Source organism: Ethanoligenens sp. (genome assembly GCF_047718355.1).
Taxonomy (GTDB): domain Bacteria; phylum Bacillota; class Clostridia; order Oscillospirales; family Ethanoligenentaceae; genus Ethanoligenens.
Genome location: NZ_JBDNLG010000015.1, coordinates 17,331 through 42,970, shown reverse-complemented (window position 1 = coordinate 42,970; position 25,640 = coordinate 17,331). Strand labels below are relative to the sequence as shown.

The following is a 25,640-nucleotide window of genomic DNA, read 5'->3' as shown; positions in this document are numbered from 1 at the left end:
GTATCACATATTAGTGTGGATGTCAATCAGGTACGGAGGCTGCCAAGGGACTGTCGGCCGACCCACTCAACCGGGAATGGGTGCCTGAAAATGAAAGATACCCATCATGCACATTGCACAATGGGATAATCGGAAAGATATCGTGCTGGTTTTTTGATAAAATAAAAAATGCTGATAAATAGGCGGTTTCACAGATTGAACAGAGCAAATCGGTATTGGAGTAACAGCTTGTAAGTGTGTTTTTTTGTTTAAAACATGCACATTGACATTGCTTTTTCGAGATGCTACCATAAGCACATATTGAAGTACAAGGGCGTACGAATCATGAAATGATTTGCACGCCCTTGTTTTTTGTTTTACTGCCAAAGGAGAAAGCCGCAATCGTTTCCATGGCTGTATCGATCCGTAGCTGCCCCCTTATTCGTTAAACGCAGAGAGTTGAGAAGGAGAATCTCCAATGACCGCTGTCAGAGAAAAGAAGAAGACCAGAAAATTATTTTCGCTTACGACACAGATCCTTGTCGCAACCGTGGGAGGAATTGTGTTCGGGTCCTTAGTAGGTCCATGGGCCGCCAACCTGAAAGTGTTCGGAGACATTTTTATCCGGCTCATTCAGATGTCCGTAGTGCTGCTGGTAATGACCTCGGTTTCATCGGCCATTGGCAATGTGAGTAACAAGGGCGCCGGTAAAATGGGGCTCCATACATTCAAATGGACGATTCTGTTGACACTTGTGTCCGCATTCCTTGGCCTGGGGTTGGCAACTTTTATTCAACCGGGCAGTGGTATTAGAATTGGCGGCACAGTCGTTGCAAAGACGGCAGCCCAAATGCCGACTAAGTGGACAGATATTCTGTTGGGCTTTGTTCCCACTAATGTTTTGAATGCGATGTCCAGCGGCACAATGGTGCCCTGCATTCTGTTTGCCATTTTGTTTGGCGTGGCCATGGGCAGCTATGCACGGCATAGCGGCAAAACGATTGTGAACGAAGTCGTCGAGGGGTTCAATGCGGTGATTATGAACATCATTAAAATTGTGATGAAAATTGCTCCCATCGGTGTTTTCTGCCTGCTGGCCAATGTTTCGGGCGCCATCGGATTCAAAGTCGTTATCCCCATGTCCAAGTTTTTGCTTTTGCTGCTCATCGGCGACATTATCCAGTTCCTGGTTTATGGGCCGCTGACCGGATTGATTTGCAAGATCAATCCATTAAAGATGGTCGGAAAATATGCCAAGATGTCTATCATGGCACTTACGACGACCTCTTCCGCAATCTGTCTGCCAACCAAGATTGAAGACTCTGTTACAAAGTTTGGCGTCAGCCGTAAGGTTGCGGATTTTACGGGTCCCATCACCATGGCCATGTGCAGCAACGGCGCCGTGCAATGCTATGTGGCCGCCATCCTGTTTATGAGCCAATCTACGGGTATCCATCTCTCCGCCTACCAGCTGGTTATGGCCATTCTGCTTTCCTGCCTGATGTGCATGGGCACTATCGTCGTGCCTGGCGGTATGGTCATCGTCTACACGTTCTTGGCCACTTCGCTGGGTCTGCCAATCGAAAGCATTGCTGTGCTAATTGGCATTGATTGGTTCTCGGGCATGTTCCGCACGGTTATGAATGTGGATGTGGACGTTATGGTGTCCATGTTGGTTTCCAACGATTTGGGAGAACTCGATCGCGATGTCTACAATGAAAAAAAGACCGTGGAATATGCGCAGGCTTGACAGCGCTGTGTAAAATATGAATAGGAGCAGCAAAATGGAAACTTCAGAAAATATTGCAGATCAGCTGCGTGTGCTGCTGGAAGAATGGGCGGCATTCAACGCTACCCCAGGGAATGGATGTACCCGTCTTCCCTTTACACAGGAAGCCCGCCGTGCCGCCGATTGTATCCGAGGGCGGATGGTGGAGGCAGGGCTGGATGTGCGCGAGGATGCGGCTGGAAATATAATCGGCGTGTTTCCGGGTGAGGACACCGCTTTGCCTGCGCTGGCGGTTGGTTCCCATTACGATACCGTGCAGAACGGGGGCAATTTTGATGGACAGGCAGGCATTGCCGTCGGTATCCTGCTTGCCCGCCTGTTGAAACAGAACGGCGTACGGTTGAAGCGGACCCTTGCCGTCGTTGCTTTTTGTGATGAAGAGGGGATGCGGTTCGGCACGGGATATTTCGGTTCCAAAGCCATGTTGGGGCAGATCACACAGGAGGATTTGCATCATTTTCGGGACAAAGATGATGTTTCCGTTTACGATGCGATGAAAACCTATGGACTGGTACCGGAAAAAATTGGGGAGGCCCGGCAGGATCTTTCCAAAATCGCTGCGTTTATCGAGATGCATATTGAGCAAGGGCCCGTACTTGACCAGAATCACGAGGAAATCGGGCTGGTCGAATGCATCGTGGGTATCCAGCGTTATGTGATTACAGTGCATGGGCGTGCGGATCATGCGGGGACGACGCCGATGGACATGCGTGCCGATGCGATGGAGGCCGCGGCGAAAGTAATCGCGCAGCTGCCGGACTGGGCGCGGGCAGAAGGCGACGGTACGGTCGCTACCACCGGCTACTGCCGGGCTGTGCCGGGAGGGATGAACATTATTGCCGGTGAGGTGCAGTTTTCCGTTGATGTGCGTTCACGTTGTCAGACACATATTGATACCGTTGTCTCCAAACTCCGCGCAGCGCTGAATACCGCTTGTTCACGGGATGGCGTCAGCTGGGATATGGATTGCAAGCTGGATGTTGCCCCTGTGGATTTGAGCACCTCCATGCTTGATCTGCTTGAGCAGAGCTGTCAGACACACGGTTATCGTTTTCGCCGCATGATTTCCGGTGCGGGACATGATGCGCTGGCGATTGGACAAGTGCTGGATACAGTCATGCTTTTCGTACCCAGTAAAGATGGACGAAGCCACTGCCCGGCCGAGTGGACAGAGTATGCGGATATTGCCAAAGCGGTGCATGTTCTCTATGACTTGGTTCTTGCAATGCAGTGAGCTGTAGATCGCTTGATTGGCACACGCTTGATGACCGGAGCTTCCGGAACTGGGAACCGGTTGCATGGCTCACAGCGAAAGCATCTTGCGGATATAAAACCCCAGATGCATGGCAAACCGATCATCGGGGTTGTCGTAATTGATATCAATCAGACTTCGAATCTGGTCGAGGCGGTACATCATGGTGTTCCGGTGGATAAATAAAATCTTTGCCGCGTGCGTCACGTTTTGTCCGCAGCTTAGAAATTCATGCAGGGTTTTCATCAATTCCGCGTTGTTTTTGACATCGTAATCTTCGAGCGGTTTGAGCAGATCATTATACAGGTCAGCCAGATAAGTGTGTGAAAAATTGGCGGAAATAATGTGGTAAATCCAATCGGTATCATAGGAAAACACTTTTGTCTTCGGGTGCAGCTTCTGTCCCAGTTCCAATGCGCTTAGCGACTGCGTATAGGCCGTATGGATGGTTGTAGCGCCTTCAAGCCGCCGGGATATGCCGGCGTATGCCGAAATGCCCGCTTGTGTCAGCCTTTTGAGCATCGTTTGAACCAGACTGATTGCGGCGGCAGGCGCTTTATTCCGGGGAGAAGGTTCTTTTGTCCGCAGAAAAAGAACAAAACCGGCGCCGTACACCGTGTTGCTGTAATCCACTTTTGCCTCGTTTAGAACGGGTAATAGAATGTTCCAGATTTTGCGTTCAAATGCGCGGCGCTGTGCAACGGATAACGGTTCATAACCACTAATTTTTAAGGTCACGCAGATGCGGCCGGACAGATAATCAAAGCCATATTGCTGACAGAGCAGGCGGATTTCCATTTCGGAGCCTAGTGTGCCGGAGAGGATTTGGGAATAGAAAAGATCTTGGTTTGAACGGAGACTGACCGCCATCAAATTGCTGCTCATCAGCACAAATGACAGGATGGACTGGATATTGTCAATCAGTTCATATTCAAACGAGGTAAAGGGCTGCCCGTTTCCCAGACAGACCAGGTAACCAAGCAAGCGTTTCCTTTGGGTGATAGGGAAAATTTGATAATGGTGCTCATAACCATCGAGTTTGATATGGTGATTAAACATGGGGACGGGATTGCGTCGGTATTCCTCTTGCAGGTGTAGCGTGTCGCTTTCGGAAAACAGCGTGTTCATGTCTTTGCTGTAAGGAAACGGAAAAGGCTGCTTGAATGTGCCGGGAAAACTGTATTCAATGATTTCAAAATGACTGGTCGCCAGAAAAACCGGAATGTTCATGGCATCTGAAAGGTTTTTCAGCACAGCCAGAAAGTTTTTCTTTTTCATGACGGATTCGATGGTGCTTTTATAAATGGAAGCGATGTGCTGCGAGGCGCTCATTTCATCTTCAAATAGCTTCCGGTATACCAGATTGACGATTTGTTCCATGGAAAGCTCAAATGAAACAGGTATTATTGGAAATTCGAGCGCGTTGGCCTGGTCGAGCATCTCTTTGGGCAGTTTATCGATATAGCGGCTCATTTTGATGGCGAGCCCGCAGCATCCCCGCTCATCCAAATCGGCAATGATGTGCCGGTAAAGGTCGGTGGAGGTGAACAGGTAACCGGTGGATAGAATCAGTTCATCCTGTTTCAGCCAGGGTACGGTATCGGGGTTGTCCATAATGTTAATGCTTTTAATGAGGCGGCCGGCGCCGCTCTTTCCGGCTATGTATTGCGCGCCCTTGAACAGATTCTGCTGCATCAGCCATTGAATGGAAATCTCCATATGGTATTTTCTCCTGTTGTTGGGTCGGGTGGCAGACAGACGACATTTTCATGCATGAAATTTCTTTGGACTATTATAAAACATGCACAATCAAAATACAATCCGTTTGGATAATCGGCGGAGATGGGTCTGTAAACACAGTATTCAAGCCAACGGATCGTTTCTGAGAAAAAAAGAATGAAAAAAAGTGCCCAAATACATGCGTTGAAACCATTGCCGCACGATGCTAAAATAACATTGCGGAACCAATCAATGAAAAGAGGTATATAGAACCATGAGTTATCCTGTAGATTTGCTGTCATCCCGTGCTGTTGTAAAACCGAACTTATGGGCGGTTATTCCGAAGGACGGTTTGGTCAATAATGTGATTCCCGGTATCAACGGATGCCGGGTCAGTATTGTTGCGTCCCCCAAAATGGGAGCCGGTTTTGTGCAGTATGTGGTGCAGGCAACCCCTAGCGGCGGCACCGAAAGCAAATGGGCGGCGGAAGAAGGCGTTGAGAGTTTTCTTTTCTGCATCAGCGGCACGCTTTCCGTTACCGTCGGGGACGAAAACAAGCAGCTGACCGATGGCGGTTATGTGTTTGCACCGACCGGCGAAGGCATCGCATTCCACAATGATGGAGAGCAGGAGGCCAACCTGCTGTTATACAAACAGCGGTATATTCCGCTGGCCGGTCATGCTGCAACCACTGTCTGGGGCAATGTCAATGCCATTAAATACAAAATCTATGACGAGATGGACAATGTTTTCATTAAAGACCTGCTGCCCACAGATATCGGCTTTGATATGAACATGCATATTCTGGCGTTCCAACCGGGGGGCTGCCATCCAATCGTGGAGACGCATGTGCAGGAGCATGGCGCCTATGTCCTCAGCGGCGAGGGTATGTACTATATGGAAGACCGCTGGCTGGGCATTAAAAAGGACGACTTTATGTGGTTTGGCCCCTATGTGCCGCAGTGTGCATATGGTGTTGGCCGTGAGTTGTTCGCCTATATTTATTCCAAAGACTGCAACAGGGATGTCGCCTTATAATGTCGGAGGGAAACATGATAGAAAAAGCGGATCAAAATCGAATTCAGCATTGGCTGGAGGGCATTGACCGGTTTAACTCGACATCGGGAGCAGGGACGACCCGCGTCCTGTTTACGGAGCCGGAACTGGCCTCGCGTGCTTACATTAAAGATGAAATGTTAAAGCTGGGGCTGCAGGTGCAGGAAGATGCCATTGGCAATATTTTTGGGGTTCTGGAAGGCAGCGACCCGGCTCTTCCCGCTGTATGGACGGGGTCCCACATAGACACAGTGCCTCATGCCGGTATGTTTGACGGTATGGCAGGCATCGTGAGCGGAATGGAAGCGCTGCGTCTCATCCGTGCGGCAGGTGTGCCTCACAAACGGAACCTGACGGTTGTAGTCTACACCTCCGAAGAGCCGACACGCTTTGGTCTGTCCTGCCTGGGCAGCCGGGCAATGGCCGGTGTGCTGACACTGGAAGAAACAAAAAACCTTTTTGACGAACAGGGGCAAAGCCTGTATGATGTTTTGGGGGCACTCGGATACGACCATTCCCGCTATGATAGTGTCCGTCGGAGTCCGCGAGACGTCTATGCCGCGCTGGAACTGCACATTGAGCAGAATTCCATGCTTTATAAAAGAAAGGTGCCGCTTGGCATCGTAAAGGGTATCTGCGCGCCGACCATCTTTAATGCACAAGTAAAGGGCATTCAGTCCCACGCTGGGGGCACCTCCATGAAGGACCGCCATGATGCATTTGCGGCGGCCAGTGATGTGACGCTTGCGCTGGAGCGTCTGGCGCAGGAAAGCGAAGGGGAATATGTGACGGCTACTGTCGGCAAAGTGGATGTGGAGCCAAACGCGGTCAATATTATTCCGGGTTCTGTTGCATTTTCCATCGACATCCGTTCCATCGACATGGAATCTAAGGAGATCCTGATTAAACGGTTAAAGCAGGAAGTGCAAAACATTCAGGAAAAACGCGGCGTGAGGATTGAGTTGGAACTCCAAAATCACGATATCCCACTGCGGTGTGATGCCCGTATTGCCGAATTGCTGCGGCAAAGCTGCCGGGAGCAAAATCTGCCTTATCTGGATTTGATCAGTGGGCCGTATCATGACAGCCTGTTTGTCGGCCGATTTGCCCCGGTGGCCATGCTGTTTGTGCCCAGTAAAGATGGCATCAGCCACAGTAAAGATGAATGGACGGATTTTGCAGATATCGCACGTGGCGTGGATGTCCTGTCCGACACGTTGATAAAGCTTGCAAACGAGTAAATTGGAAAAAGGAGAGTTGTTTATGAAAATCACTATTTTAGAACCGCTGGGTGTTCCCGGTGACACATTGGTACATATGATGCAGGAAGCAGTCGGCGCAGACGTAGAAATACAATATTATGATACCCGTAAGGAAGACACGGAAACGCTGATTGAGCGCAGCAGGGATGCGGATGCTGTCGTGCTTTCCAACTTCAAATATCCGCGGCAGGTTATGGAACATTGCCCTAAATTGAAATATATCTGCGTTGCTTTCACCGGTTACGACCATGTTGACATGGACTATTGCCGGCAACGGGGCATTCAGGTTTCCAATTGCGCCGGTTATTCCACGGCTGCTGTAGCCGACCTGGTGTTTGGACTCCTCATTGGGCTCTATCGCAATATCATCCCTTGCAACGAGGCTGTGCGCCGCGCAGGCACCAAAGCCGGTCTGGTCGGCCCTGAATTGGAAGGAAAAAAGTTTGGGATTATAGGCGCGGGTGCCATTGGGCTGCGCGTGGCTAAAATTGCACAGGCGTTTGGTTGTGAGGTATATGCGCACAGCCGCACGGTAAAACAGGTGGATGGCGTGATGTTCACCGACCTGGATGTGCTGCTGAAGACCTGTGACATTGTATCACTGCACGTGCCGCAGAACGCGTCTACTGTTGGAATGATCGGTAAAGAAAAGATTGCGTTGATGAAAACGAATGCTGTTTTGATTAACACGGCGCGCGGACCAATTGTCGACAGCGCAGCACTGGCCGAGGCACTTAACAACGGAAAAATAGCGGGTGCAGGTATCGACGTATTCGAAAAGGAACCGCCGATTGACCCATCCCATCCACTCATTGGTGCAAAAAACTGCATCCTCACTCCACATGTTGGTTTTGCAACATTTGAATCTATGTATAAACGTGCTGAAATCGTTGGTTCCAATCTCAAGTCGTATCTGGAAGGGCATCCGGAAAACCTGGTGAAATAAGAACTCATACCCAAGCGAGGAATAGCACATACTATATCACAGTGTTTTTTATGATATTGCAAAAGCAGCCGTTACTGATCTTGTAACGGCTGCTTTTGGTCTTTGCACCTATTTTTTCAATGACTTTCATCCAGAAGAGAAATCCGAGCCCTCTCTCTATCGGAAACGGGTTCGGATTATGTGTGTTTGGTGCCGCTGACGAGACTTGAACTCGTACAATGTTTCCATCGAGGGATTTTAAGTCCCTTGTGTCTACCGATTCCACCACAGCGGCAAAATAAAAGCGGATTTTATCATAGCATATTTGGAGGGAAACCGCAAGTATTCCTGTTCATGTTTAGTAGTAAAAGGGAGAGGACCGGACGATATAAGGCGGATTTACAATTTATGGAAATACACGATTGTAAAAATGCCGGAGATGTGGTAGTATAACATAATGGATATATGGGTAATTCTGATGGGAACACCTGTTCCTGTTTTTGTCTTGCTATTTATTAAAATCAGGTATTCTGGAGATGAGTATATTGAAAAAAACGCGTGTTGCCGTCCTTTTTGGTGGCATGTCGTCCGAACATGCAGTGTCCCTTGTTTCGGCCAGCTCCGTCATAGCCAATATTCCGCGGGAGCGGTTTGAAGTACTGATGGTTGGTATTACACGCAATGGAGAGTGGCTGCTCTATAGCGGCGATGTTGGAAAAATTGCTGATTCCAGCTGGGAAAAAGACACGGGCAATCGTTCCGCATTCATTTCGCCCGATTCCAGCGTGCATGGCATCGTGGTGCTTTCGCCGGACAGGCCGGTGGAAACCATCCGGGTGGATGTCGTGTTTCCGGTGCTGCATGGCCTATATGGCGAGGACGGAACGGTGCAGGGTCTGCTGACTCTGGCGCGTATCCCGTTTGTGGGCTGCCAAGTGGCAGCTTCAGCCGTCTGCATGGACAAAGCAATCACCAAAGCGCTTTGCGATGCATATCAGATTCCGCAGGCCAAATGGGATGCTGTGCGGATGACGGACTTGAAAGATGATGCCAAGGCGATCGTGGAGCGTCTGGAAAAGCACCTGGGATATCCTATGTTCGTTAAACCTGCCAATGCGGGTTCGTCAGTCGGTATCACCAAAGCAGTCGATCGGGAAACGCTCTATCGAGCGATTGAACTCGCCGCAGTGCATGACCACAAACTGGTGTTTGAGGAAAGTGTAAGCGGCCGGGAAATCGAGTGTGCAGTATTAGGCAATGAGGAACCTGTCGCCTCTTGCTGCGGGGAAATCAAACCCTGCAATGAATTTTATGATTATAATGCAAAATATCTTGCCGGACGCACGGAACTGGTGATTCCGGCAGAGCTGCCAAAAGAGACGACGGAACGGGTACGGCAAACGGCCGTGCGTGCGTTTCGACTTTTGGGATGCCGCGGGATGACGCGCATGGACTTTTTTGTGTGCGCGGACGGTACGGTGCTGCTTAACGAGCCAAATACCATCCCGGGGTTTACTTCCATCAGTATGTATCCCAAGCTGTTTGAGGCGACAGGAACAACATACGGAGATCTTTTGGAGTCCTTGCTGCGGCTGGCTATGGAGGGGTGAACGACTGTTTTGGATAATCGGCCCATTGGCGTTTTTGATTCGGGACTTGGCGGCCTGACGGTGATTAGGGAACTGGAACACGTGCTTCCGCACGAAAACCTGATCTATTTTGGGGACACCGGCCGCGTGCCCTATGGCACCAAAGGGAATGACACTATTATGAAATATGCCGAGCAGATTGTACGGTTTCTGCGAGGTTTTGATGTCAAGGCGATATTGATTGCCTGCGGCACGGTGAGTTCGGTGGCGTTCGATGTGGTGTCCGCGTTGGCGGAGGTCCCGGTATATGGTGTGGTGGAGCCCGCCGCACGATCTGCTGTGGAAAAAAGCTCGCAAGGCGATATTCTGATTTTGGGTACCAGTGCCACTGTGCGCAGCGGTTCTTACGAAAAAGCAATCAAGCGGCTCAATCCCGATGCGGTGGTGCGCAGCGGGGCGTGTCCGCTGTTCGTGCCGTTGGTGGAAAACGATCATTTTAGCAAGGACGATGTGCTTGCGGATATGGTAGCGCACGAATATCTGGATACATTCCTCAACCGGGGCGTGGACACAGTGATTCTCGGCTGCACACATTATCCCATCCTGCGTCCGCTGATTGCAGGTATCATGGGGGAGAGCGTAGCATTGGTAGACGCGGGCAGCGAGATGGCTGATACAGCGGCTGTCTCACTTGAAGTGCGCGGCCTGCTTTCCGATCGAAAAGACATCGGCAAACAGAATTTTTATGTCAGCGATTATTCTGAGGACTTTACTCGTCTGGCGGGTGTCCTGCTGGAGCACTCGCTGGCGGGGTATGTAGAAAAAACAGATATTGAAAAGTATTGACGGAGGAAACCATGAAAAAGGATGTGCTCATCAGCATCACCGGCACGGTCATTTCAGAAGAGGGAACGCCGGACGTGATCGAGCTTGTGACTGCCGGGCGCTATTATAAACGCGATGGCAAATATTATATCCGCTATCTGGAAAGCGAGGCCACCGGCTTTGCGGGGGTGACCACCACTGTGAAAGTGGAAGGCAACCAGTCTGTTACGTTGACCCGCAGCGGCCCGTCCGCCTCTCACTTAATTCTTGAAAACGGAAAACGGCATCTTTGTCAATATGATACAGGAATGGGTCAAATGATGGTTGGTATTTCCGGCTGCCAGATTCACAGCGCACTGGACGAGCTCGGCGGCGAACTGGAATTCCGGTATATGCTGGATGTCAATTCCAATCTAATCAGCCGCAATGAAGTGCGAATCAGCATCAAGGAGGCAAACGGGCATGCAGAACCTCATGTATACAGCAACTGAAGAAATCCGCCGCGTGGTGATGGAGGCGCTGGGACGCTTGGTGGCCAGTGAGGTACTGCCTGCCGAGCCTTTGCCGCCTTTTGGTGTGGAAGTGCCTGCCGACCGCAGTCACGGTGACTTCTCGGCCAATGTTGCCATGGTGAGCGCTCGCGCGCTGAAAATGCCGCCGCGTAAGATTGCCGAAGCGGTTTTAAGTGAACTTTCGCTGATGGATACGCACTTTGAGCGTGCGGAAGTGGCAGGACCGGGATTTTTGAATTTCTTCCTTGCTCCCAATTGGTACACGGATATTCTTGTCGCCGTGCAGGCGGAAGGGGCGGATTACGCGCATACTGCGCTGGGGAACGGACGGAAGGTCATGGTCGAATATGTTTCGGCCAATCCCACCGGCCCGATGCACATGGGCAACGCCCGTGGGGGTGCTTTGGGCGACTGCCTGGCCGCGGTGTTGGAGCACGCCGGTTATGACGTGACGCGGGAATTTTATGTCAACGACGCGGGCAACCAGATTGCTAAATTCGCCGCTTCTCTGGAAGCACGCTATTTTCAGATTTATAAAGGCGAAGACGCGGTATCTTTTCCGGAAGACGGTTACCATGGCGATGACATTAAGGAGCGCGCGAAAGAATTTGCGGCGCAGTATGGCGACCGGTATCTGAATGCGCCGGAAGAGGAGCGCCGCAAGGCGCTGGCGGCGTTCGGCATTGAGCATAATGTCAAGAAACTGCATGATGACCTGCTCAAGTACCGCATTGAATATGACGTTTGGTTTCGGGAGAGCGTGCTGCACGAGGATGGGGAACTGGCTGATGTCATTGCACTGATGAAAGCCAAAGGCGCTGCCTATGAGAAAGACGGCGCATTATGGTATGCGGCTACCCGCTTTGGCGAGGAAAAGGATGAGGTTCTGGTTCGTGCCAACGGCATCCCAACCTACTTCGCGGCGGATATCGCGTATCACCGCAATAAATTTGAAAAACGTGGTTTTGACCGTGTGGTGGATGTGTGGGGCGCGGACCACCATGGCCATGTGGCGCGACTGAAAGGCGCAATGGATGCGATTGGAGTCGGTGGCGACAGACTCGACGTGGTGCTGACCCAGTTGGTCCGGCTGACGCGCGGCGGGGAAGTAGTGCGGATGTCCAAACGTACCGGCAAAGCAATTTCTTTGGATGATCTGCTGGAAGACGTACCCGTGGACGCAGCGCGGTTCTTTTTCAATCTGCGCGAAGCGAACAGCCATCTGGATTTTGATCTTGATTTGGCAGTGGAGCAGTCCTCCCAGAACCCGGTGTATTACGTCCAGTATGCGCACGCGCGCATCTGGAGCATTCTGAAAAACCTTGCGGCGGAGAACATCCATCCACGCGCTTGCACCCCGGAAGAATTTGCATTGCTTTCCTCAACGGAGGAGCGTGAACTTATCCGCCATTTGGGGTTGCTGCCCAGTGAGATTGATGAAGCGGCGAAGGCATATGACCCTGCGCGCATCACCCGCTATGTGCTGGAACTGGCCACCAAATTCCATAAGTTTTATAATGCGCATTATGTGCGCGGCGAAGACGAGCCGCTCATGCAGGCCAGACTAAATCTGTGCCTATGTGTGCGGGATGTTTTGAAGCATGTGTTGGACATGCTTAAAATTACGGCGCCGCAGACGATGTAAATGGGATTTCCTCTTTTTATATGCCTATCTTTCCCGCCCGTTTACAGACGGGCGGTTTTTATATAGGGATTTTCTTTTGCTGGTAGCATAGGAAATCGGACAAATTCATATACATCAGAAAGAAGGACAATTTTATGGCAGACGCAAAAGAAATGGAGCCACTCGACTCCGAGGCACTGGAGCGTGTAAAGAAAGCTTTTTTTGACAAAGATGGAAATCTGCGCTCCCTTCCATCTAAGCAAAGCAAAAAACAGGGCGTTTTACAGGTGGTTGTTCATACTTTTGAAAAAGATGTACACTATACTGAAAAAGAGATCAATGACCGGCTGAAAGTCATCTATGCAGACTTTGCAACACTGCGCCGTACCCTGATTGATTTCGGATTTCTGAACCGAACTGCCGATGGGAAAACGTATTGGCGTGAAAAATAATATGTTTGGAATGGTGTGACAGGGTGCGGATTGACTGTGCACGGAGGTGCTTTTTTGCTTACTGTTACCGAATTGGAAATTCATCTGCGGCGCTTGCCGCGTGCATTTGACGGATTCCGCATCGTCCACCTTTCAGACTTGCATGGAAAGCGCTTTGGCGAACAAAATAACGGCTTGGCCGAAATTGTGCGCGCGCAGTCGCCGGATCTGGTGGTAGCCACTGGTGACATGCTTGACCGCAAAAATGAACAGGGTGCCGCGTTTTTGGAACTTGCGCGGCAGCTTGTGCAGACCACCCCGGTGTATTCCATTCGGGGCAATCATGAGCAATACATGGCCGACCATATAGAGGAAAAACCAATCTTGGCACAATATGAGCAGGAGCTGGAGCATGTCGGTGTCATCCTGTTGCATGACAAAAGCGCTCTGTTTTCCCGCGATGGTGCGGACATCCTTTTTTATGGCATCACATTGCCCGCGTCTGCTTATAAACCGCATGTGGTAAAAGATCCGCATACGTGCCTGCCTCCGGAAATGGTGGCGAAGCATGTGGGCGTGGCGGACGAAAACCGCTGCTGTATCCTGCTTGCGCACTCTCCGCTGTTTTTTCCCTCTTATGCGGAGTGGGGGGCGGATTTGGTGCTTTCCGGCCATATGCACGGCGGATTGATCCGCTTGCCAGGTTTAGGCGGGCTGTTTTCACCATATCACCACCTGTTTCCCCGATATGATGCCGGACGGTATGTAAGGCAGGAGGCGGTAATGGTGGTCTCCCGTGGGCTGGGGGACAGTCCTTTTCGGGTACGGTTTCGCAATCCACCGGAGGTAGTCGTCATTACGCTGCGCACGGGGCAAGACCAAGGAAGTCGTCTGGAATAAACATTGTTCAGGATCGCAGGGCTTGGGCTGCTTTTAGCCAGATTTAAATGACACCACGTAGGGCATACGCTTATTTAAAAACAGATCGGACGGCAGGCTTGTGACAGGCAAGCTTACCGCCCGATTTTATTATGCGGACAATTAGAAACAGGAAAAAGATGCCGATAGAAGGGGGAATCACATAGACGGGCTGGGGACGTGGCAACCGTACATGGGTATATCATTTGGTGAGAATACGTTCCTGTATACGAGGGTTGGAGTACGATTCTTATAGGCGCATTGCTGCCGGTCAAATGGATAAGAACGCAGAGATGGAAACCGTATTTTACAGAAAATTACATAGTATATTTATATTGAAAGTATGGAATGGGTCTGTTATAATGATTGGTAATCAGCAGACGCGGATAAAACGCGAAAGCTCCGGTGTTGTTATATTTTCAGGCGCTCAAAGGGGAGAGTATCATGCCCATCAAAGTACCAGACGGTTTGCCGGCTATTGAAGTGCTTGAAAAAGAAAATATCTTTTTGATGACGGAAGATCGTGCGCTCCATCAGGATATCCGCCCACTCAGGCTGGTCATCTTGAACCTGATGCCGACCAAAGTGGTGACGGAGACCCAACTGCTACGCCTGTTAAGCAACACACCATTACAGCTGCATGTAGATCTGCTGCAAACCGCGACGCATGAGTCTAAGCATGTGCCAACAGAATATCTGGCTACATTCTATAAAACGTTTGATGAAATACGGGACGGTCGGTATGACGGGATGATTATCACCGGCGCGCCGGTCGAGAAGATGCCGTTTGAAAAAGTGGACTATTGGCCGGAGCTTTGCCAGATCATGCAATGGTCCAAGACCAATGTGTATTCTACATTACATATCTGTTGGGGTGCGCAGGCAGGATTGTATTACCATTTTGGTGTTCCCAAATACGATTTGCCGCAGAAACTGTCCGGCGTGTTCTCGCACCGCCCCCTCCTGCGAAATCATCCGTTGCTTCGCGGGTTTGATGATGTGTTCTATGCGCCGCATTCCCGCTATACGGAAGTGCACGCCGAGGATATTGCCCCTATATCAGAGTTGCTGTTGCTGGCCGATTCACCGGAAGCCGGCGTGAATATTGTAGCGAACAAAAACGGGCGGCAGTTTTTTGCAACTTGTCATCTGGAATATGATCGGTTCACGCTTGCGCGCGAATATGAGCGGGATGTAAAGCGCGGTTTGCCCGTTGCCGTACCGAAAAACTATTTTCCAAACGATGACCCGTCGCAAAAGCCGTTGGTCGCGTGGCGCGGCCATGCCGCCTTGTTTTACACCAATTGGCTTAACTATTATGTCTATCAGGAAACGCCGTACGATCTTTCCAGTCTCAGCTGAGAACGTCAGCTTTTTGAGATTCTGTAAAAACAGCCGCGAATCCACACATACGTGTGGATTGGCGGCTGTTTTCTATGTTCTGCCCGCAGGCTGCGCGGCCAAAGGCGTTCAAAAAATGTTACCGGTCACGGTTCTGGCGCGATAGATGGATCAATCCGTCTTCCAAAATATTGAGGTGCTCCAGTGCAAGACCGGTGCCGCGCGCTACGCAGGTGACAGGGTCATCCGCTACACGTGTGGAGATGCCGGTGTGCTCCTGAATGCGTTTGTCCAGCCCGTAAAGCAGGCTCCCGCCGCCGGTCAGCACGATGCCGTTGGTGACGATATCCCCCACCAGCTCCGGAGGCGTGCGCTCCAGTACCGAATGCACAGCCTCCAGAATGCTGTGAACCGGTGCCTCCAGCACTTCGCGGATTTCCTCGGAATTTGTTTCCACCATCTTGGGCAGACCGGTCATCAAGCTGCGGCCCTTAACAGCCATGGTCTCTTTGGTTTCACGCGGAGAGACACAGCCTATGGCGATTTTGACATTCTCCGCCGTGCGTTCGCCGATTAGCACATTGTATTTGCGGCGGATGAATTTCACGATCATTTCGTTGAACACATCCCCCGCGATTTTGATGGATGTAGAAACCGCCGTATCCTTGAGGGAAATGACCGCGATGTCGGTGGTGCCGCCGCCAATATCGACAATCATGTTTCCGTTTGGTTCGGTGATGTTCAGTCCTGCGCCGATGGCGGCGGCAATAGGCTCCTCTACCAGATACACTTTGCGCGCGCCTGCCTGCATGGCCGCATCGTATACCGCGCGTTCCTCTACCTCGGTGATAAGGCTGGGCACGCAGATCATAATGCGCGGCTTGAACAAATGGTAATTGCAGACGCGTTTGATGAAATACCGCAGCATTTCGCCGGTAAGGTCAAAGTTGGAGATGACCCCGCCGCGCAGCGGACGGACCGCCATAATGTCGGCGGGCGTGCGCCCAATCATTTTCTGCGCTTGTTCACCTGTCGCAACCACTTGATTGGTGTTTTTATCAACCGCCACTACCGACGGTTCCTGCAAGACAATCCCTTTGCCTTTGATATTGATGAGTACGGTCGCCGTGCCCAAATCAATTCCAATATCGCTTCCTGCCATTGTGATCTCCTCTGTATAGTGAGCGGAAAAGCCATCCGCTGTGCTTTCTGATTGTACGTGCCGCCGATGTTATCGGCATCCTTTTCATTATACCGTATTTGTACGCGGTTTCCAATGCCTTTTATGCCAAATTCCAACACTTACCGCACACAGGCGATAGTGACGCACCGCACATCCGCCGCTCCCGCGAGCAGCAACATTCGCGCACATTCGTGTAAAGTTGCGCCTGTGGTCAGAATGTCATCCGTCAGCAAAACCTGTTTGCCGCATACGTCACCGCGGACAGTGAATGCTCCGAACACATTGCCCCAACGCTCCACACCGCCGCAGGTGTGCTGGGGTTTGGTGTGGAACGGCTTTTCCAATGTTTCGGCGTATGGCAGCGTGAGCAGGTCTGCCAGCGCATGTCCGAACAGCGCCGACTGGTTATACCCGCGCTCGCGCATACCCCGGCGGCTGAGCGGTACGGCGGTGACCAAATCAACTGGCGTGGTTGCTGTGACACGCTGCGCCGCTGAGAAAGCAAGGGCGGCAAAACCGCGCGCAGCACTTTGATGCCCATGAAATTTCAAGCGGGCGATACCGGTCTTGACCACGCCTTCATAATAGAATGCCGCCGCACATCCGGTAAATGCGTAGGTTCGGTGATGGCAGGCACAGAATGCCTTGCCGCGTCCGCAGGCTGGACAGATTGGTTCCTCCACGCAGGGCGCCTTTTCCAAGCAGACCGGGCAGGCTGATGCACCCTGTGGCACCACTGTGCCGCAAAAGACGCACCGCTTGGGGAACAGCGCATCTACGATCCGGTCACGCAGGTTCATGGCACTTCACCCGCCTGTAGAAAAGCGCACAGACCGGTATAACGTTTGGAGCGGCGGTCGTTTTGTACCATTTGCTCCACCGTCTCTTTTCGCCCGACCAGTACGGTAATTTCTTTGGCACGGGTGACGGCGGTGTAGAGCAGGTTGCGGTAAAAGAGCATCGGCGCGCCCGAAAATAGCGGCAGCACTACCGCCTTGAACTCGCTGCCCTGGCTTTTATGTACCGTCACCGCATAAGCAAGCTCCAGTTCCTCGATATGGTCGGGGCTGTATTCCGCAATGCGGTCGTCATAGCGCACCCGCAGCGCACCGGTGCGCCGATCCACCCGTTCAAGCTGACCTACGTCGCCGTTAAACACACCTGCTCCCTGTTCGCCGTTGTCGCGCTGCCACGCAAGGTCATAATTGTTCTTGATCTGCATGACCTTATCACCCTCACGCAGCACGCCAAATGCTGCGGGGCGCTCGGCTTTGCCATGGTCGGCGGGATTGAGTACGTCCTGCAAGAGTTTGTTGAACGCATTGGAACCCAGTTCACCTTTTCGCCCTGGAGTGAGGACCTGCATGTCCCACAGCGGGGAGTAGCCGTAGGCGGCGGGCAGGCGCTCATGCATCAGTTCCACCACGGTCGCGCTCACCTGTGCGGCAGTGTAGCGCGGCATGAAAAAGAAATCACCGTCGTGCCGCGTCATTTCCGGCATCTGCCCGCGTACAATGCGGTGTGCATTGGTCACAATCAGGCTCTTTGCCGCCTGGCGAAAAATCTCGTCAAGGACAACGGTAGGTACTTTGCCGGAGTCGATCATGTCGCGCAAGGCATTTCCCGCGCCCACCGGCGGCAGCTGGTCGGCGTCGCCTACCATCACCAGCCGGCAGCTCAGTTTCAGTGCACAGAGGAGGGATTCGAGCAACATCACATCCACCATGGAGAGTTCGTCCACGATGACCGCATCGCAATCAAGCGGATTTTTTTCGTTGCGCATAAAGCGGGCGGTGTCGTCGTTCTCAAACGACATTTCAAGCAGGCGATGAATGGTTTTGGCTTCCCGTTGAGAAACGTCCGCCATCCGTTTTGCCGCCCGCCCGGTGGGGGCGGCCAGCGCCACTTTCAGTCCCATGCCCTCATAGATATGAATGATGGCGTTAAGGGTGGTGGTCTTGCCGGTGCCGGGGCCTCCGGTGAGAATCATAACATTATGGCGATAGGCTGTTTCGATGGCTTCCCGCTGTTTTTTTGCATAGGCGATGCCCAGCCGTGTTTCCACCTCGTGGATGCGGGTTTCGCAGTCGCCCATTTCCGGCAGCTTGATGCTGTGCATGAGCAGCAGCCGTCCGGCAATGTAGGTTTCCGCACGGTGTGATTCGGGAAGAAACAGCACGCGCCGCCCGTTAATCTCTTCATCCACAGCTTCCTCGGCATTGACCATATCTTCAATGGAAGCTGCTGCGGTTTCCACGGTGACCCCCAGCAAAGTTTGCGCGAGGTGTGCCAGTTTTTCAAGTGGAATGTAGGTGTGTCCGCCGGCATAGAGGTTATGCCGCAGGATGTGCGCAATACCCGCATGGATGCGAAACGCATCGCCCTTGTCCACGCCCATTTGCATGGCGATATCATCCGCCCGCTCGAAACCGATATACAGACCGGATTCGCAGAGGACATAAGGATTGCGCTTCACGATTTCCACAGCGTTTGCGCCGAAGCGTTTCCAGACGCGGATTGACTGCGCCGCCGTGACGCCATATTGCTGCAAAAATAACATACAGGTGCGCACGCCGAATTGGCTTTTATAGGCATCGCTCATCTCAAGTGCTTTTTTTTCGGAAATGCCCTTGACTTGTGTCAGACGTTCGGGCGTGTTTTCCAGGATATCCAGCGTTTCCACCCCGAACACGTCCACCATTCGTTTGGCAATGGCGGGGCCGATCCCCCGAACGGCGCCGGAAGAGAGGTAGCGCAGCATGGCGGCGGAGGTTGCGGGCATTTCCCGTTCAAAGCTTTCCGCTTTGAACTGCTTGCCATAGGAAGGGTGCTTGCCCCACTCGCCTTTTACGGTCAGTGTTTCGCCCTCGGCAACTTCAAATACATGCCCCACCACGGTGCAGAGCGTTTCGCCGCAGGCCATCTCAAAGACTGTCCAGCCATTTTCTCTGTTGCGGAACACCACCGATTCGACGGTGCCGCGCAATGTTTCCTGTTCTCCCATGCCGCTCCCTGCTTCTGTGTCCGGTGCGGCAGCGCCGCGCCTTTTGCACGATTTATACTGCAATAGTATACACCCGCGGCAGTTGGATGTAAAACGAAAGTTGCGTTTGTGCCGGAGTGGAGCGGCATTTACACACGCCAAAACGCCGTTGCCCCTGCGGCGGCAAACCGCAAGGGAACGGCGTCAAAACGTTTTGTCGTTATTTTGTAGATTTGATAGTGACCAGCGGGTCGACCGGCTGGCCGTTTTGCATCATTTCAAAATGCAGATGCGGAACCAGAGAAATTTCACTCTGCGCCGACTGTCCTACCGCGCCGATGACAGTACCGGCCTGCACTTTCTGTCCTTTTTTTACCGCGACCTGATCGCTCAGGTTGGCATAAATGGATTGCAGCCCGCCGCTGTGCTGAATGATAACTTCCTGACCCAGCATACTGTCCACCTTGACATCCAGGACGGTACCGTCCGCACAGGCCTTGACCGGTGCGCCCTCGTCCGCGGCGATGTCCACACAATCGCTCACGCGCCAATCGTCCATCGTTTTATCATAAATGGGCGTGGTGGGGCTGTATGCAGTGATGATGTCCCCGGTGACAGGCATCGTGTAATAGGTGGGTGCGGCGGCTGGAGCGCTGGACGCGGGAGCCGAAGATGCCGCCTGCGATGATGCAGGGGCGGACGATGTTTCGCTCGATGAGGAGGAGCGGCTTCCTGTTACGCCGCTGACTGTATTAGCAGTTTGCTCGGCACCATCCCATCCGGCGGCATTGTTGGAGTCGGCGGATGAGACCGAAGCGGTATCGGACGAGGACGCTACGCCGGCGCCCAGGTTTTTGAATGTTCCGTTGGCGGCGATATATGCGGCGGAACCGATCGCCACAAGGCAGAGAGCAAGGGCTATGTAGAAGCCCTTACCGCTCATAAACTGGGAAAAGCGCGAATGTCCCATTTTAAATTTACTCATTTTTTGCACCTCCGGTAGTATTCTGACCGAAAATGCAAGCGCTTATGCAAAAAGGAGATGGTTTTCTTGCGATGCTGAAAAGGGAGATCACTTGTTCGAATGCAGAAACTGTCGTATTTTGTTTTTCCGCAAAGCGCACAGATCGCACACCGGTACCGGGTTACCGCTGTCATAGGCGGCACAGGCCTGTTGATAATAAGCAAGCTTGTCCCCGATAAGTTCCCGATTTTTTTGATATGCCATAATTTTGGCAAGCACATGGTTTTCCTGTCGCTTCAGCACCGACAGGCGGTTGTGCAGCATCGTACCCTCATCTTCCTGTCCGGACATAAATGCACGGATTTCCTTGATGGACATGCCGGTCTCTTTCAAGCAGCGGATGAGCAGCAGGTTCTCAAGGTCGCTGTCCGTGAAAATACGGTTACCTGTGGCGTCGCGCCCCACACGGGGCAGCAATCCCTCTTTTTCATAATAACGCAGCGTGTGCGCTGACAGTCCGGTGATGGCCGCCGCTTGTGAAATGCCCAATGCCATGTGAATGCCCTCCATACTCCAAAAATGATTTATCTGTAGTATACCACATCTCGTAAAAAGCCCTTGACTTCGAGCGAGCTTTAAGCGCTATACTGTAGATAGATCGAAAGCAACCGTTGCCGCTTATTTGGTACAGGGCGGCAGGCTGATGGAAAAGGAGCAGCAGTATGCGCGTTATTTTAATCAACGGCAGCCCCCGCGTGTCGGGAAACACCAGTCTGGCACTGGATACGATGGCAGGTGAATTAAAAAAGGAAGAAATCGAAACGGAGATCGTCCATGTGGGCGGGCAGCTGATTCATGGATGTATCGCTTGCGGATATTGCGAAACCTCCAAGGATCATCGTTGTGTGTTCAAAGACGACCCCGTGAACGAAACGGCGGAGAAGATGCGGCAAGCGGATGGGTTCATCCTCGGCGCACCAACGTATTATGCGGGTATCGCAGGCACAATGAAAAGTTTTCTTGACCGTGTATTCTATACCAGTTCCTCATATTTCAGTTATAAAGTGGCGTCTGCCGTCGCGGTGGTGCGCCGGACCGGCGGGTTGGACACGCTGCACCAGTTGCAAAACTATCTCGCACTGGGTGAAACAGTGACACCGTCCTCCCAATACTGGATGGTCGGCTATGGAACCGATAAAGGCGAACTGGCGCAGGATGGTGAGGGAATGCAGACCATCCGTAAACACGCGCGTGCGTTTGCGTGGCTGCTGAAAGTCATCGACTCAGGCAAACAGTCTATCCCGCTGCCGCAGGAAGAAGACCGGGTCATCACTAATTTTATCCGCTGATATTTCGGTTACCACGCACAGGGCGTGATGTTGATGCCGGTGTAGTAATATTTGACGATATCCTGCCAGGTCTTGCCCTGCTTGGCCAGCGCGTATGCGCCATATTGTGAAAGTCCAACACCGTGCCCGTCGCCGAGTACCGTAAAGAGGAATGTTCCGTCTGCAAACTGAACGTCAAAATGCGTGGAGCGTAAGCCAAACAGCGATTGGATGCTTGTACCGCTCACAGATTTCCCACCGACGCAGACAGACAGTACGCCGCCTGCGTCGCTGCGGGAAGTGATATTGATCCACCCGGAGGGATCGGGACCCCAAGCCGTGCCGGCATAATCCGACACGGCTGCTTTTTGAAATGCAGCCTGTGAAACGCGCACAGTGCTCTTGTAGTCCGGGGCGGCGCTGTCCCACGTGCTGTTTACCCCTACCAGATAAGGTACGCTGTCGCCCCAAACACTTTGGCAACTCTCGGTCTTGCCTGCGGAACAGGAGAAATACATGGCGTTGATGAGCCGCCCGTTTTGGGTGAGCGCCAGACCGTGCACTGCTTGTACTGCCTGTGTGATCTTTTCCCATTGCCAGTCAAAATCACTGCCGAACCGGCGGCGCGCTTTTTCTTCCGAATTATATGCTTGATAATGTGATGCGTCGTCGGACACATCGGCTCCGCCAATGGAAGCGGCCGCCTGCGGATGCGCCTGATGATAGGCACGCTGCCCCGCGGCATAAGTAAAAGCGGCTGCCGCTTGTGCTTTGAGTGCTTCAATGGGATATTCCGCCGGCATTTCCGCTGCTACTACGCCACGGATGTACGCGTCTGCCGAAAGGATTTCCACGGTTTTTGTCTTTGTGTGGTAGACTTTAAAGGGGGCGGCTGGTTCCACGGTGGCTGCCTGAACCGGCTGTGCGGTTTGGACTGGAAGAACTGCAGATGCAGTATTGTCCGGCGCATGTTGCACGTTTGTGCTTAATGCAAGCGCAGCAAAGGGAATTATCAGCAATACAATTGTAAATGTTGCAATGGGAAGGATATAGTCTTTCATTTTTCGCTCCTGTCCTCTTGACGTGGATACGGCTTTTGCGGTAAAATAGACTTATCCGTATAAAACAATACAGGCGTTGAGCAGCTTACACCGTCGGCATGCGCACGCCTACACAAAGGAGTGCAGAACAATGCAGGAAACGAATTCGCAGCACCAGGCTGAACCGAAACACGGTATTCCTGAAGATGCTCTTAAAAGATTATGTGACGAATTTCGCAAATATAACCGCATTGCCCCGGAATTGTTCGACACATACCATGTGAAACGCGGTCTGCGCAACGAAGACGGAACCGGTGTGCTTGCAGGATTGACACTGATCTGCAACGTGCATGGTTATATCATTGATGACAACGAAAAACTGCCGGTGGAAGGCGATCTGATTTATCGCGGCATCAGCATTCGCGATTTGGTGGCGGGCTGCGAGGCGGAAAACCGTTTCGGGTTTGAGGAAGTCATCTGGTTGTTGTTGTTTGGGCGGATGCCGGATGCCGCCACGCTCAACAGTTTTACCAAGATTTTGGCGGGGTGCCGCGAACTGCCGACATATTTCACAGAAGACGTGTTGATGAAAGCACCGTCAGCAAACATCATGAATCAGATGGGGCAGGCCGTGCTGGCACTGTATGCTTATGACAAAAACCCAGATGAGAACTCCATTGAGAATATGCTGCGGCAGTCTATTTGGCTGATTGCGCGGATGCCGACCATCATGGTCAATGCCTATCAGGTCAAGCGCCGTCACTTCGATCATGAGAGTTTGTTCTTCCACCCGTTGGAACCGGGGCATTCCACAGCGGAGAGCATCCTTGCCACTATGCGCCCTGACAAGCAATTTACCGACCAGGAAGCCAAATTGCTTGATATCTGCTTGATGCTTCATGCGGAGCATGGCGGCGGCAACAATTCCAGTTTTGCCTGTCGGGTACTTTCTTCTACAGGGTCAGATACCTATGCTGCGATCTCCGGTGCCCTCGGTAGTTTGAAAGGCCCGCGCCATGGCGGGGCAAACGCCAAGGTCATGCAGATGATGGAGTTCATCAAAAAAGGCGTGAAAAACTGGAACGACGACGACGAGATTGCATCGTTCCTCGCCAAAATATTGCGAAAAGAAGCGGGTGACGGCGCGGGTTTGATTTACGGCATGGGTCATGCCGTTTATACCCTTTCCGATCCGCGGGCGGTCATCCTCAAAAAATATGCCAGAGCGCTGGCAGATCAAACGGAACATGCCGAGGAGTTCCATTTGCTGGAGTCGGTAGAGCGCCTTTCCCCTGCGGTTTTCGCACAGGTTAAGGGCAGCAGCAAAGACATTTGTGCCAACGTGGATCTGTATTCCGGTACAGTCTATAAGGTGCTGGGTCTGCCGCCTGAACTATATACGCCGCTGTTCGCCGTGGCGCGCATCGCGGGCTGGTGCGCACACCGTATTGAGGAAATGACTACCGGTAACCGCATCATGCGTCCGGCGTACAAATCCGTTTCTAACACGCAGCCGTATGTTCCTCTGGCAGAACGGACATTCCCCTTGTAAATCGACTTTGGACGGCTTATACTTAGAAAGACTTATAGACCGCTGGGGCCTTTGGGTTGCGGCGGTATCTTTTTGCTGTGGGAAATGACTTTTGGAGGGATTAGTCGTGCGAAATAGACTGCCTGCGCTCTTTTTTATCTTTTTTGTGGTTGGTCTTTGTGTTGCGATTGCGCTGCGGGTTACGCTGGTGCGTTCATTCACCGACCCGGTTACCGGTTTCTATATAGGAAAGTATGCAACGCTTACACCCATATTGACGATTGTGACAATCGTGTGCGCGTTGATTTTGCTGGTGCCGCTTTTCTTTCCGGAAAAGGTTTTATCCCCAGCGCCCCTTTCGGATAAAAATGCCCCGTTAGGCACATTGGCTGCATTGAGTGCACTGGCTCTGCTGGTTCTGGGTCTGTCGTTGTTTTTCTCTCTGGTGACCACCAGCACGAGCGGCGGATTGTTCCTGGACGCATTGTTTACACTTGCGGCGGCTGTCTATTTTGGGTTGCAGGCCAAGGCATTCTTTACGGTTGTCCGCACACCCAATGCGTGGGTCGCGTTGCTGCCCGTGCTGTGGGCTACGGTTCACCTCATCGTATCGTGGATGCGTTTTACCACAGTGGTCAACATATCGGCTAATTTGTTCGACCTGTTGAAGATGGTGGCGTTTATGCTGTTCTTTTATTATCATGCACGGCTGTTCGGAGGCGTGTCCAATGGCCGTGAGCACCGCGGACTGCTGTCTTTTGGTCTGCTCGCGACGTTTTTCGGTCTGCTTTCCGCCGTGCCGCCGCTTTGGGTGCGGCTGACCGGCGGACGGGTGGGAGCGTTTCAGCTTCCAGACGCTATTGCCACGCTGGTGCTGTCCGTCTATATTTTGGTACTGCTGGTTCAGTTGTTCCTGCGCCGCCCGACAGAAAAACCGGAAAAGGTGCGGCCAGCCGTATGAAGCGGAAGCGGGATTGCAGACCACGGAACTTTATGATACAATAGATTGAGCGCTGGATGCGATGTGTTTTCACCAGTCCGGTGAAAACATACTCTATATAGTATAGCTTCATTTAAGGGCCGTACACTATGACGCATATAACGTCTTGTTAACGCAAACGCATATGGACACTATAGAGCCTCAGATTGGTGATTTTACTGTTTATGGGCGAATTGCTTTTTGGATTCTATCGGGACAGTGGCTTTTTTTGAATGGTTTGCTATACTGCAAAGAGAAGAAATGCATAGAACGGGGAAAGTATCCGCCGTGTTTTCGGGCAGAGAAAAGGCGTCGTCGGCTGTGAGCGCTTTACGGAAACCGGTGGGGAAGTGCCCCCGTGAGCAGGCAGCGGGAACAGGCAGTGTATGCACCGCCTCGGTATCGCTGC

At 52.1% G+C, this 25,640-nt stretch carries 22 protein-coding genes and 1 tRNA gene; 15 read left to right on the top strand and 8 right to left on the bottom strand.

The window, feature by feature from the left end; translation table 11 throughout:
* Positions 1-457: 457 nt before the first annotated feature.
* Complete coding sequence (locus ABF463_RS04085) at positions 458-1,729, top strand: dicarboxylate/amino acid:cation symporter (protein WP_415532278.1); 1,272 nt, start codon at positions 458-460, stop codon at positions 1,727-1,729.
* 34 nt (positions 1,730-1,763) lie between these two features.
* Positions 1,764-3,002, top strand: a complete 1,239-nt coding sequence (locus tag ABF463_RS04080; protein WP_415532277.1) for a M20 family metallo-hydrolase — start codon at positions 1,764-1,766, stop codon at positions 3,000-3,002.
* Positions 3,003-3,071: 69 nt separating this feature from the next.
* Here ABF463_RS04080 and ABF463_RS04075 read toward each other — a convergent pair whose 3' ends face one another.
* On the bottom strand, positions 3,072-4,739 hold the full coding sequence (locus ABF463_RS04075) for a PucR family transcriptional regulator (protein ID WP_415532276.1): 1,668 nt from the start codon (positions 4,737-4,739) through the stop codon (positions 3,072-3,074).
* A gap of 274 nt (positions 4,740-5,013) precedes the next feature.
* Here ABF463_RS04075 and allE point away from each other — a divergent pair, with 274 nt between their 5' ends.
* From allE to ABF463_RS04060, 3 genes are read left to right on the top strand one after another with little or no spacing between them, the layout of a single operon-like run.
* Positions 5,014-5,778: a (S)-ureidoglycine aminohydrolase gene (gene allE / locus ABF463_RS04070; protein WP_415532275.1), complete on the top strand. Its 765-nt coding sequence runs from the start codon at positions 5,014-5,016 to the stop codon at positions 5,776-5,778.
* Positions 5,779-5,792: 14 nt separating this feature from the next.
* Positions 5,793-7,037 carry a Zn-dependent hydrolase gene (locus ABF463_RS04065; protein ID WP_415532274.1) on the top strand — a complete coding sequence of 415 codons (1,245 nt, stop codon included), beginning with the start codon at positions 5,793-5,795 and terminating at the stop codon, positions 7,035-7,037.
* A 22-nt stretch (positions 7,038-7,059) separates the two neighbouring features.
* Positions 7,060-8,004: a 2-hydroxyacid dehydrogenase gene (locus ABF463_RS04060; RefSeq protein WP_415532273.1), complete on the top strand. Its 945-nt coding sequence runs from the start codon at positions 7,060-7,062 to the stop codon at positions 8,002-8,004.
* Positions 8,005-8,191: 187 nt separating this feature from the next.
* On the opposite strand, the gene ABF463_RS04055 is transcribed toward ABF463_RS04060, so the two are convergent.
* Positions 8,192-8,278, bottom strand: a tRNA-Leu gene (locus ABF463_RS04055).
* Between the two features lie 250 nt (positions 8,279-8,528).
* Between ABF463_RS04055 and ABF463_RS04050 the strand changes: the two genes are divergently transcribed.
* The 7 genes from ABF463_RS04050 to metA all read left to right on the top strand — a co-directional run bounded on the left by ABF463_RS04050 (position 8,529) and on the right by metA (position 15,244).
* Positions 8,529-9,593, top strand: a complete 1,065-nt coding sequence (locus tag ABF463_RS04050) for a D-alanine--D-alanine ligase family protein (RefSeq protein ID WP_415532272.1) — start codon at positions 8,529-8,531, stop codon at positions 9,591-9,593.
* 9 nt (positions 9,594-9,602) lie between these two features.
* Positions 9,603-10,418 (top strand): glutamate racemase, encoded by an 816-nt coding sequence (gene murI, locus ABF463_RS04045; protein WP_415532271.1) that lies wholly within the window; start codon positions 9,603-9,605, stop codon positions 10,416-10,418.
* Positions 10,419-10,429: 11 nt separating this feature from the next.
* Positions 10,430-10,888: a DUF1934 domain-containing protein gene (locus ABF463_RS04040; RefSeq protein ID WP_415532270.1), complete on the top strand. Its 459-nt coding sequence runs from the start codon at positions 10,430-10,432 to the stop codon at positions 10,886-10,888.
* Entirely contained in the window at positions 10,860-12,554 is a 1,695-nt protein-coding gene (gene argS, locus ABF463_RS04035; RefSeq protein WP_415532269.1) for an arginine--tRNA ligase, read from the top strand. The genes ABF463_RS04040 and argS overlap by 29 nt, the downstream gene beginning before the upstream one ends.
* Before the next feature lie 134 nt (positions 12,555-12,688).
* Entirely contained in the window at positions 12,689-12,985 is a 297-nt protein-coding gene (locus ABF463_RS04030; protein ID WP_415532268.1) for a DUF2087 domain-containing protein, read from the top strand.
* Between the two features lie 54 nt (positions 12,986-13,039).
* Entirely contained in the window at positions 13,040-13,864 is an 825-nt protein-coding gene (locus ABF463_RS04025) for a metallophosphoesterase (protein WP_415532267.1), read from the top strand.
* A 462-nt stretch (positions 13,865-14,326) separates the two neighbouring features.
* Positions 14,327-15,244 (top strand): homoserine O-acetyltransferase MetA, encoded by a 918-nt coding sequence (gene metA / locus ABF463_RS04020; protein ID WP_415532266.1) that lies wholly within the window; start codon positions 14,327-14,329, stop codon positions 15,242-15,244.
* Between the two features lie 118 nt (positions 15,245-15,362).
* On the opposite strand, the gene ABF463_RS04015 is transcribed toward metA, so the two are convergent.
* The 5 genes from ABF463_RS04015 to ABF463_RS03995 form a co-directional block, all read right to left on the bottom strand.
* The gene (locus ABF463_RS04015; protein ID WP_415532265.1) at positions 15,363-16,385 is read right to left on the bottom strand and encodes a rod shape-determining protein; all 1,023 of its coding nucleotides are present in this window, start codon (positions 16,383-16,385) and stop codon (positions 15,363-15,365) included.
* Between the two features lie 140 nt (positions 16,386-16,525).
* Positions 16,526-17,206, bottom strand: a complete 681-nt coding sequence (locus tag ABF463_RS04010) for a ComF family protein (protein WP_415532264.1) — start codon at positions 17,204-17,206, stop codon at positions 16,526-16,528.
* Complete coding sequence (locus ABF463_RS04005; RefSeq protein WP_415532263.1) at positions 17,203-19,410, bottom strand: ATP-dependent RecD-like DNA helicase; 2,208 nt, start codon at positions 19,408-19,410, stop codon at positions 17,203-17,205. Before ABF463_RS04005 ends, ABF463_RS04010 begins: the two co-directional genes overlap by 4 nt.
* A 199-nt stretch (positions 19,411-19,609) precedes the next feature.
* The gene (locus ABF463_RS04000) at positions 19,610-20,374 is read right to left on the bottom strand and encodes a peptidoglycan DD-metalloendopeptidase family protein (protein WP_415532262.1); all 765 of its coding nucleotides are present in this window, start codon (positions 20,372-20,374) and stop codon (positions 19,610-19,612) included.
* Positions 20,375-20,461: 87 nt separating this feature from the next.
* Positions 20,462-20,908 (bottom strand): MerR family transcriptional regulator, encoded by a 447-nt coding sequence (locus tag ABF463_RS03995; protein WP_415532261.1) that lies wholly within the window; start codon positions 20,906-20,908, stop codon positions 20,462-20,464.
* A gap of 167 nt (positions 20,909-21,075) precedes the next feature.
* Between ABF463_RS03995 and ABF463_RS03990 the strand changes: the two genes are divergently transcribed.
* Entirely contained in the window at positions 21,076-21,702 is a 627-nt protein-coding gene (locus ABF463_RS03990; protein WP_415532260.1) for a flavodoxin family protein, read from the top strand.
* Positions 21,703-21,710: 8 nt separating this feature from the next.
* On the opposite strand, the gene spoIID is transcribed toward ABF463_RS03990, so the two are convergent.
* On the bottom strand, positions 21,711-22,742 hold the full coding sequence (gene spoIID / locus ABF463_RS03985; protein ID WP_415532259.1) for a stage II sporulation protein D: 1,032 nt from the start codon (positions 22,740-22,742) through the stop codon (positions 21,711-21,713).
* A 130-nt stretch (positions 22,743-22,872) separates the two neighbouring features.
* Here spoIID and ABF463_RS03980 point away from each other — a divergent pair, with 130 nt between their 5' ends.
* Together ABF463_RS03980 and ABF463_RS03975 are read left to right on the top strand one after the other, a co-directional pair.
* The gene (locus ABF463_RS03980) at positions 22,873-24,273 is read left to right on the top strand and encodes a citrate/2-methylcitrate synthase (protein WP_415532258.1); all 1,401 of its coding nucleotides are present in this window, start codon (positions 22,873-22,875) and stop codon (positions 24,271-24,273) included.
* Positions 24,274-24,379: 106 nt separating this feature from the next.
* Positions 24,380-25,213, top strand: a complete 834-nt coding sequence (locus ABF463_RS03975) for a hypothetical protein (protein WP_415532257.1) — start codon at positions 24,380-24,382, stop codon at positions 25,211-25,213.
* Positions 25,214-25,640 lie beyond the last annotated feature (427 nt).

What these genes read in the sequence shown, in the direction of transcription:
- ABF463_RS04010 (WP_415532264.1), bottom strand. Translation starts at nt 17,206, where the DNA reads ATGAACCTGCGTGACCGGATCGTAGATGCGCTGTTCCCCAAGCGGTGC.
- ABF463_RS04075 (WP_415532276.1), bottom strand. Translation starts at nt 4,739, where the DNA reads ATGGAGATTTCCATTCAATGGCTGATGCAGCAGAATCTGTTCAAGGGC.
- spoIID (WP_415532259.1), bottom strand. Translation starts at nt 22,742, where the DNA reads ATGAAAGACTATATCCTTCCCATTGCAACATTTACAATTGTATTGCTG.
- ABF463_RS04065 (WP_415532274.1), top strand. Translation starts at nt 5,793, where the DNA reads ATGATAGAAAAAGCGGATCAAAATCGAATTCAGCATTGGCTGGAGGGC.
- ABF463_RS04085 (WP_415532278.1), top strand. Translation starts at nt 458, where the DNA reads ATGACCGCTGTCAGAGAAAAGAAGAAGACCAGAAAATTATTTTCGCTT.
- allE (WP_415532275.1), top strand. Translation starts at nt 5,014, where the DNA reads ATGAGTTATCCTGTAGATTTGCTGTCATCCCGTGCTGTTGTAAAACCG.
- ABF463_RS04005 (WP_415532263.1), bottom strand. Translation starts at nt 19,410, where the DNA reads ATGGGAGAACAGGAAACATTGCGCGGCACCGTCGAATCGGTGGTGTTC.
- ABF463_RS04060 (WP_415532273.1), top strand. Translation starts at nt 7,060, where the DNA reads ATGAAAATCACTATTTTAGAACCGCTGGGTGTTCCCGGTGACACATTG.
- ABF463_RS04040 (WP_415532270.1), top strand. Translation starts at nt 10,430, where the DNA reads ATGAAAAAGGATGTGCTCATCAGCATCACCGGCACGGTCATTTCAGAA.
- ABF463_RS03995 (WP_415532261.1), bottom strand. Translation starts at nt 20,908, where the DNA reads ATGGCATTGGGCATTTCACAAGCGGCGGCCATCACCGGACTGTCAGCG.
- ABF463_RS03990 (WP_415532260.1), top strand. Translation starts at nt 21,076, where the DNA reads ATGCGCGTTATTTTAATCAACGGCAGCCCCCGCGTGTCGGGAAACACC.
- ABF463_RS04030 (WP_415532268.1), top strand. Translation starts at nt 12,689, where the DNA reads ATGGCAGACGCAAAAGAAATGGAGCCACTCGACTCCGAGGCACTGGAG.
- metA (WP_415532266.1), top strand. Translation starts at nt 14,327, where the DNA reads ATGCCCATCAAAGTACCAGACGGTTTGCCGGCTATTGAAGTGCTTGAA.
- ABF463_RS04000 (WP_415532262.1), bottom strand. Translation starts at nt 20,374, where the DNA reads ATGAGTAAATTTAAAATGGGACATTCGCGCTTTTCCCAGTTTATGAGC.
- ABF463_RS03980 (WP_415532258.1), top strand. Translation starts at nt 22,873, where the DNA reads ATGCAGGAAACGAATTCGCAGCACCAGGCTGAACCGAAACACGGTATT.
- ABF463_RS04015 (WP_415532265.1), bottom strand. Translation starts at nt 16,385, where the DNA reads ATGGCAGGAAGCGATATTGGAATTGATTTGGGCACGGCGACCGTACTC.
- argS (WP_415532269.1), top strand. Translation starts at nt 10,860, where the DNA reads ATGCAGAACCTCATGTATACAGCAACTGAAGAAATCCGCCGCGTGGTG.
- ABF463_RS04080 (WP_415532277.1), top strand. Translation starts at nt 1,764, where the DNA reads ATGGAAACTTCAGAAAATATTGCAGATCAGCTGCGTGTGCTGCTGGAA.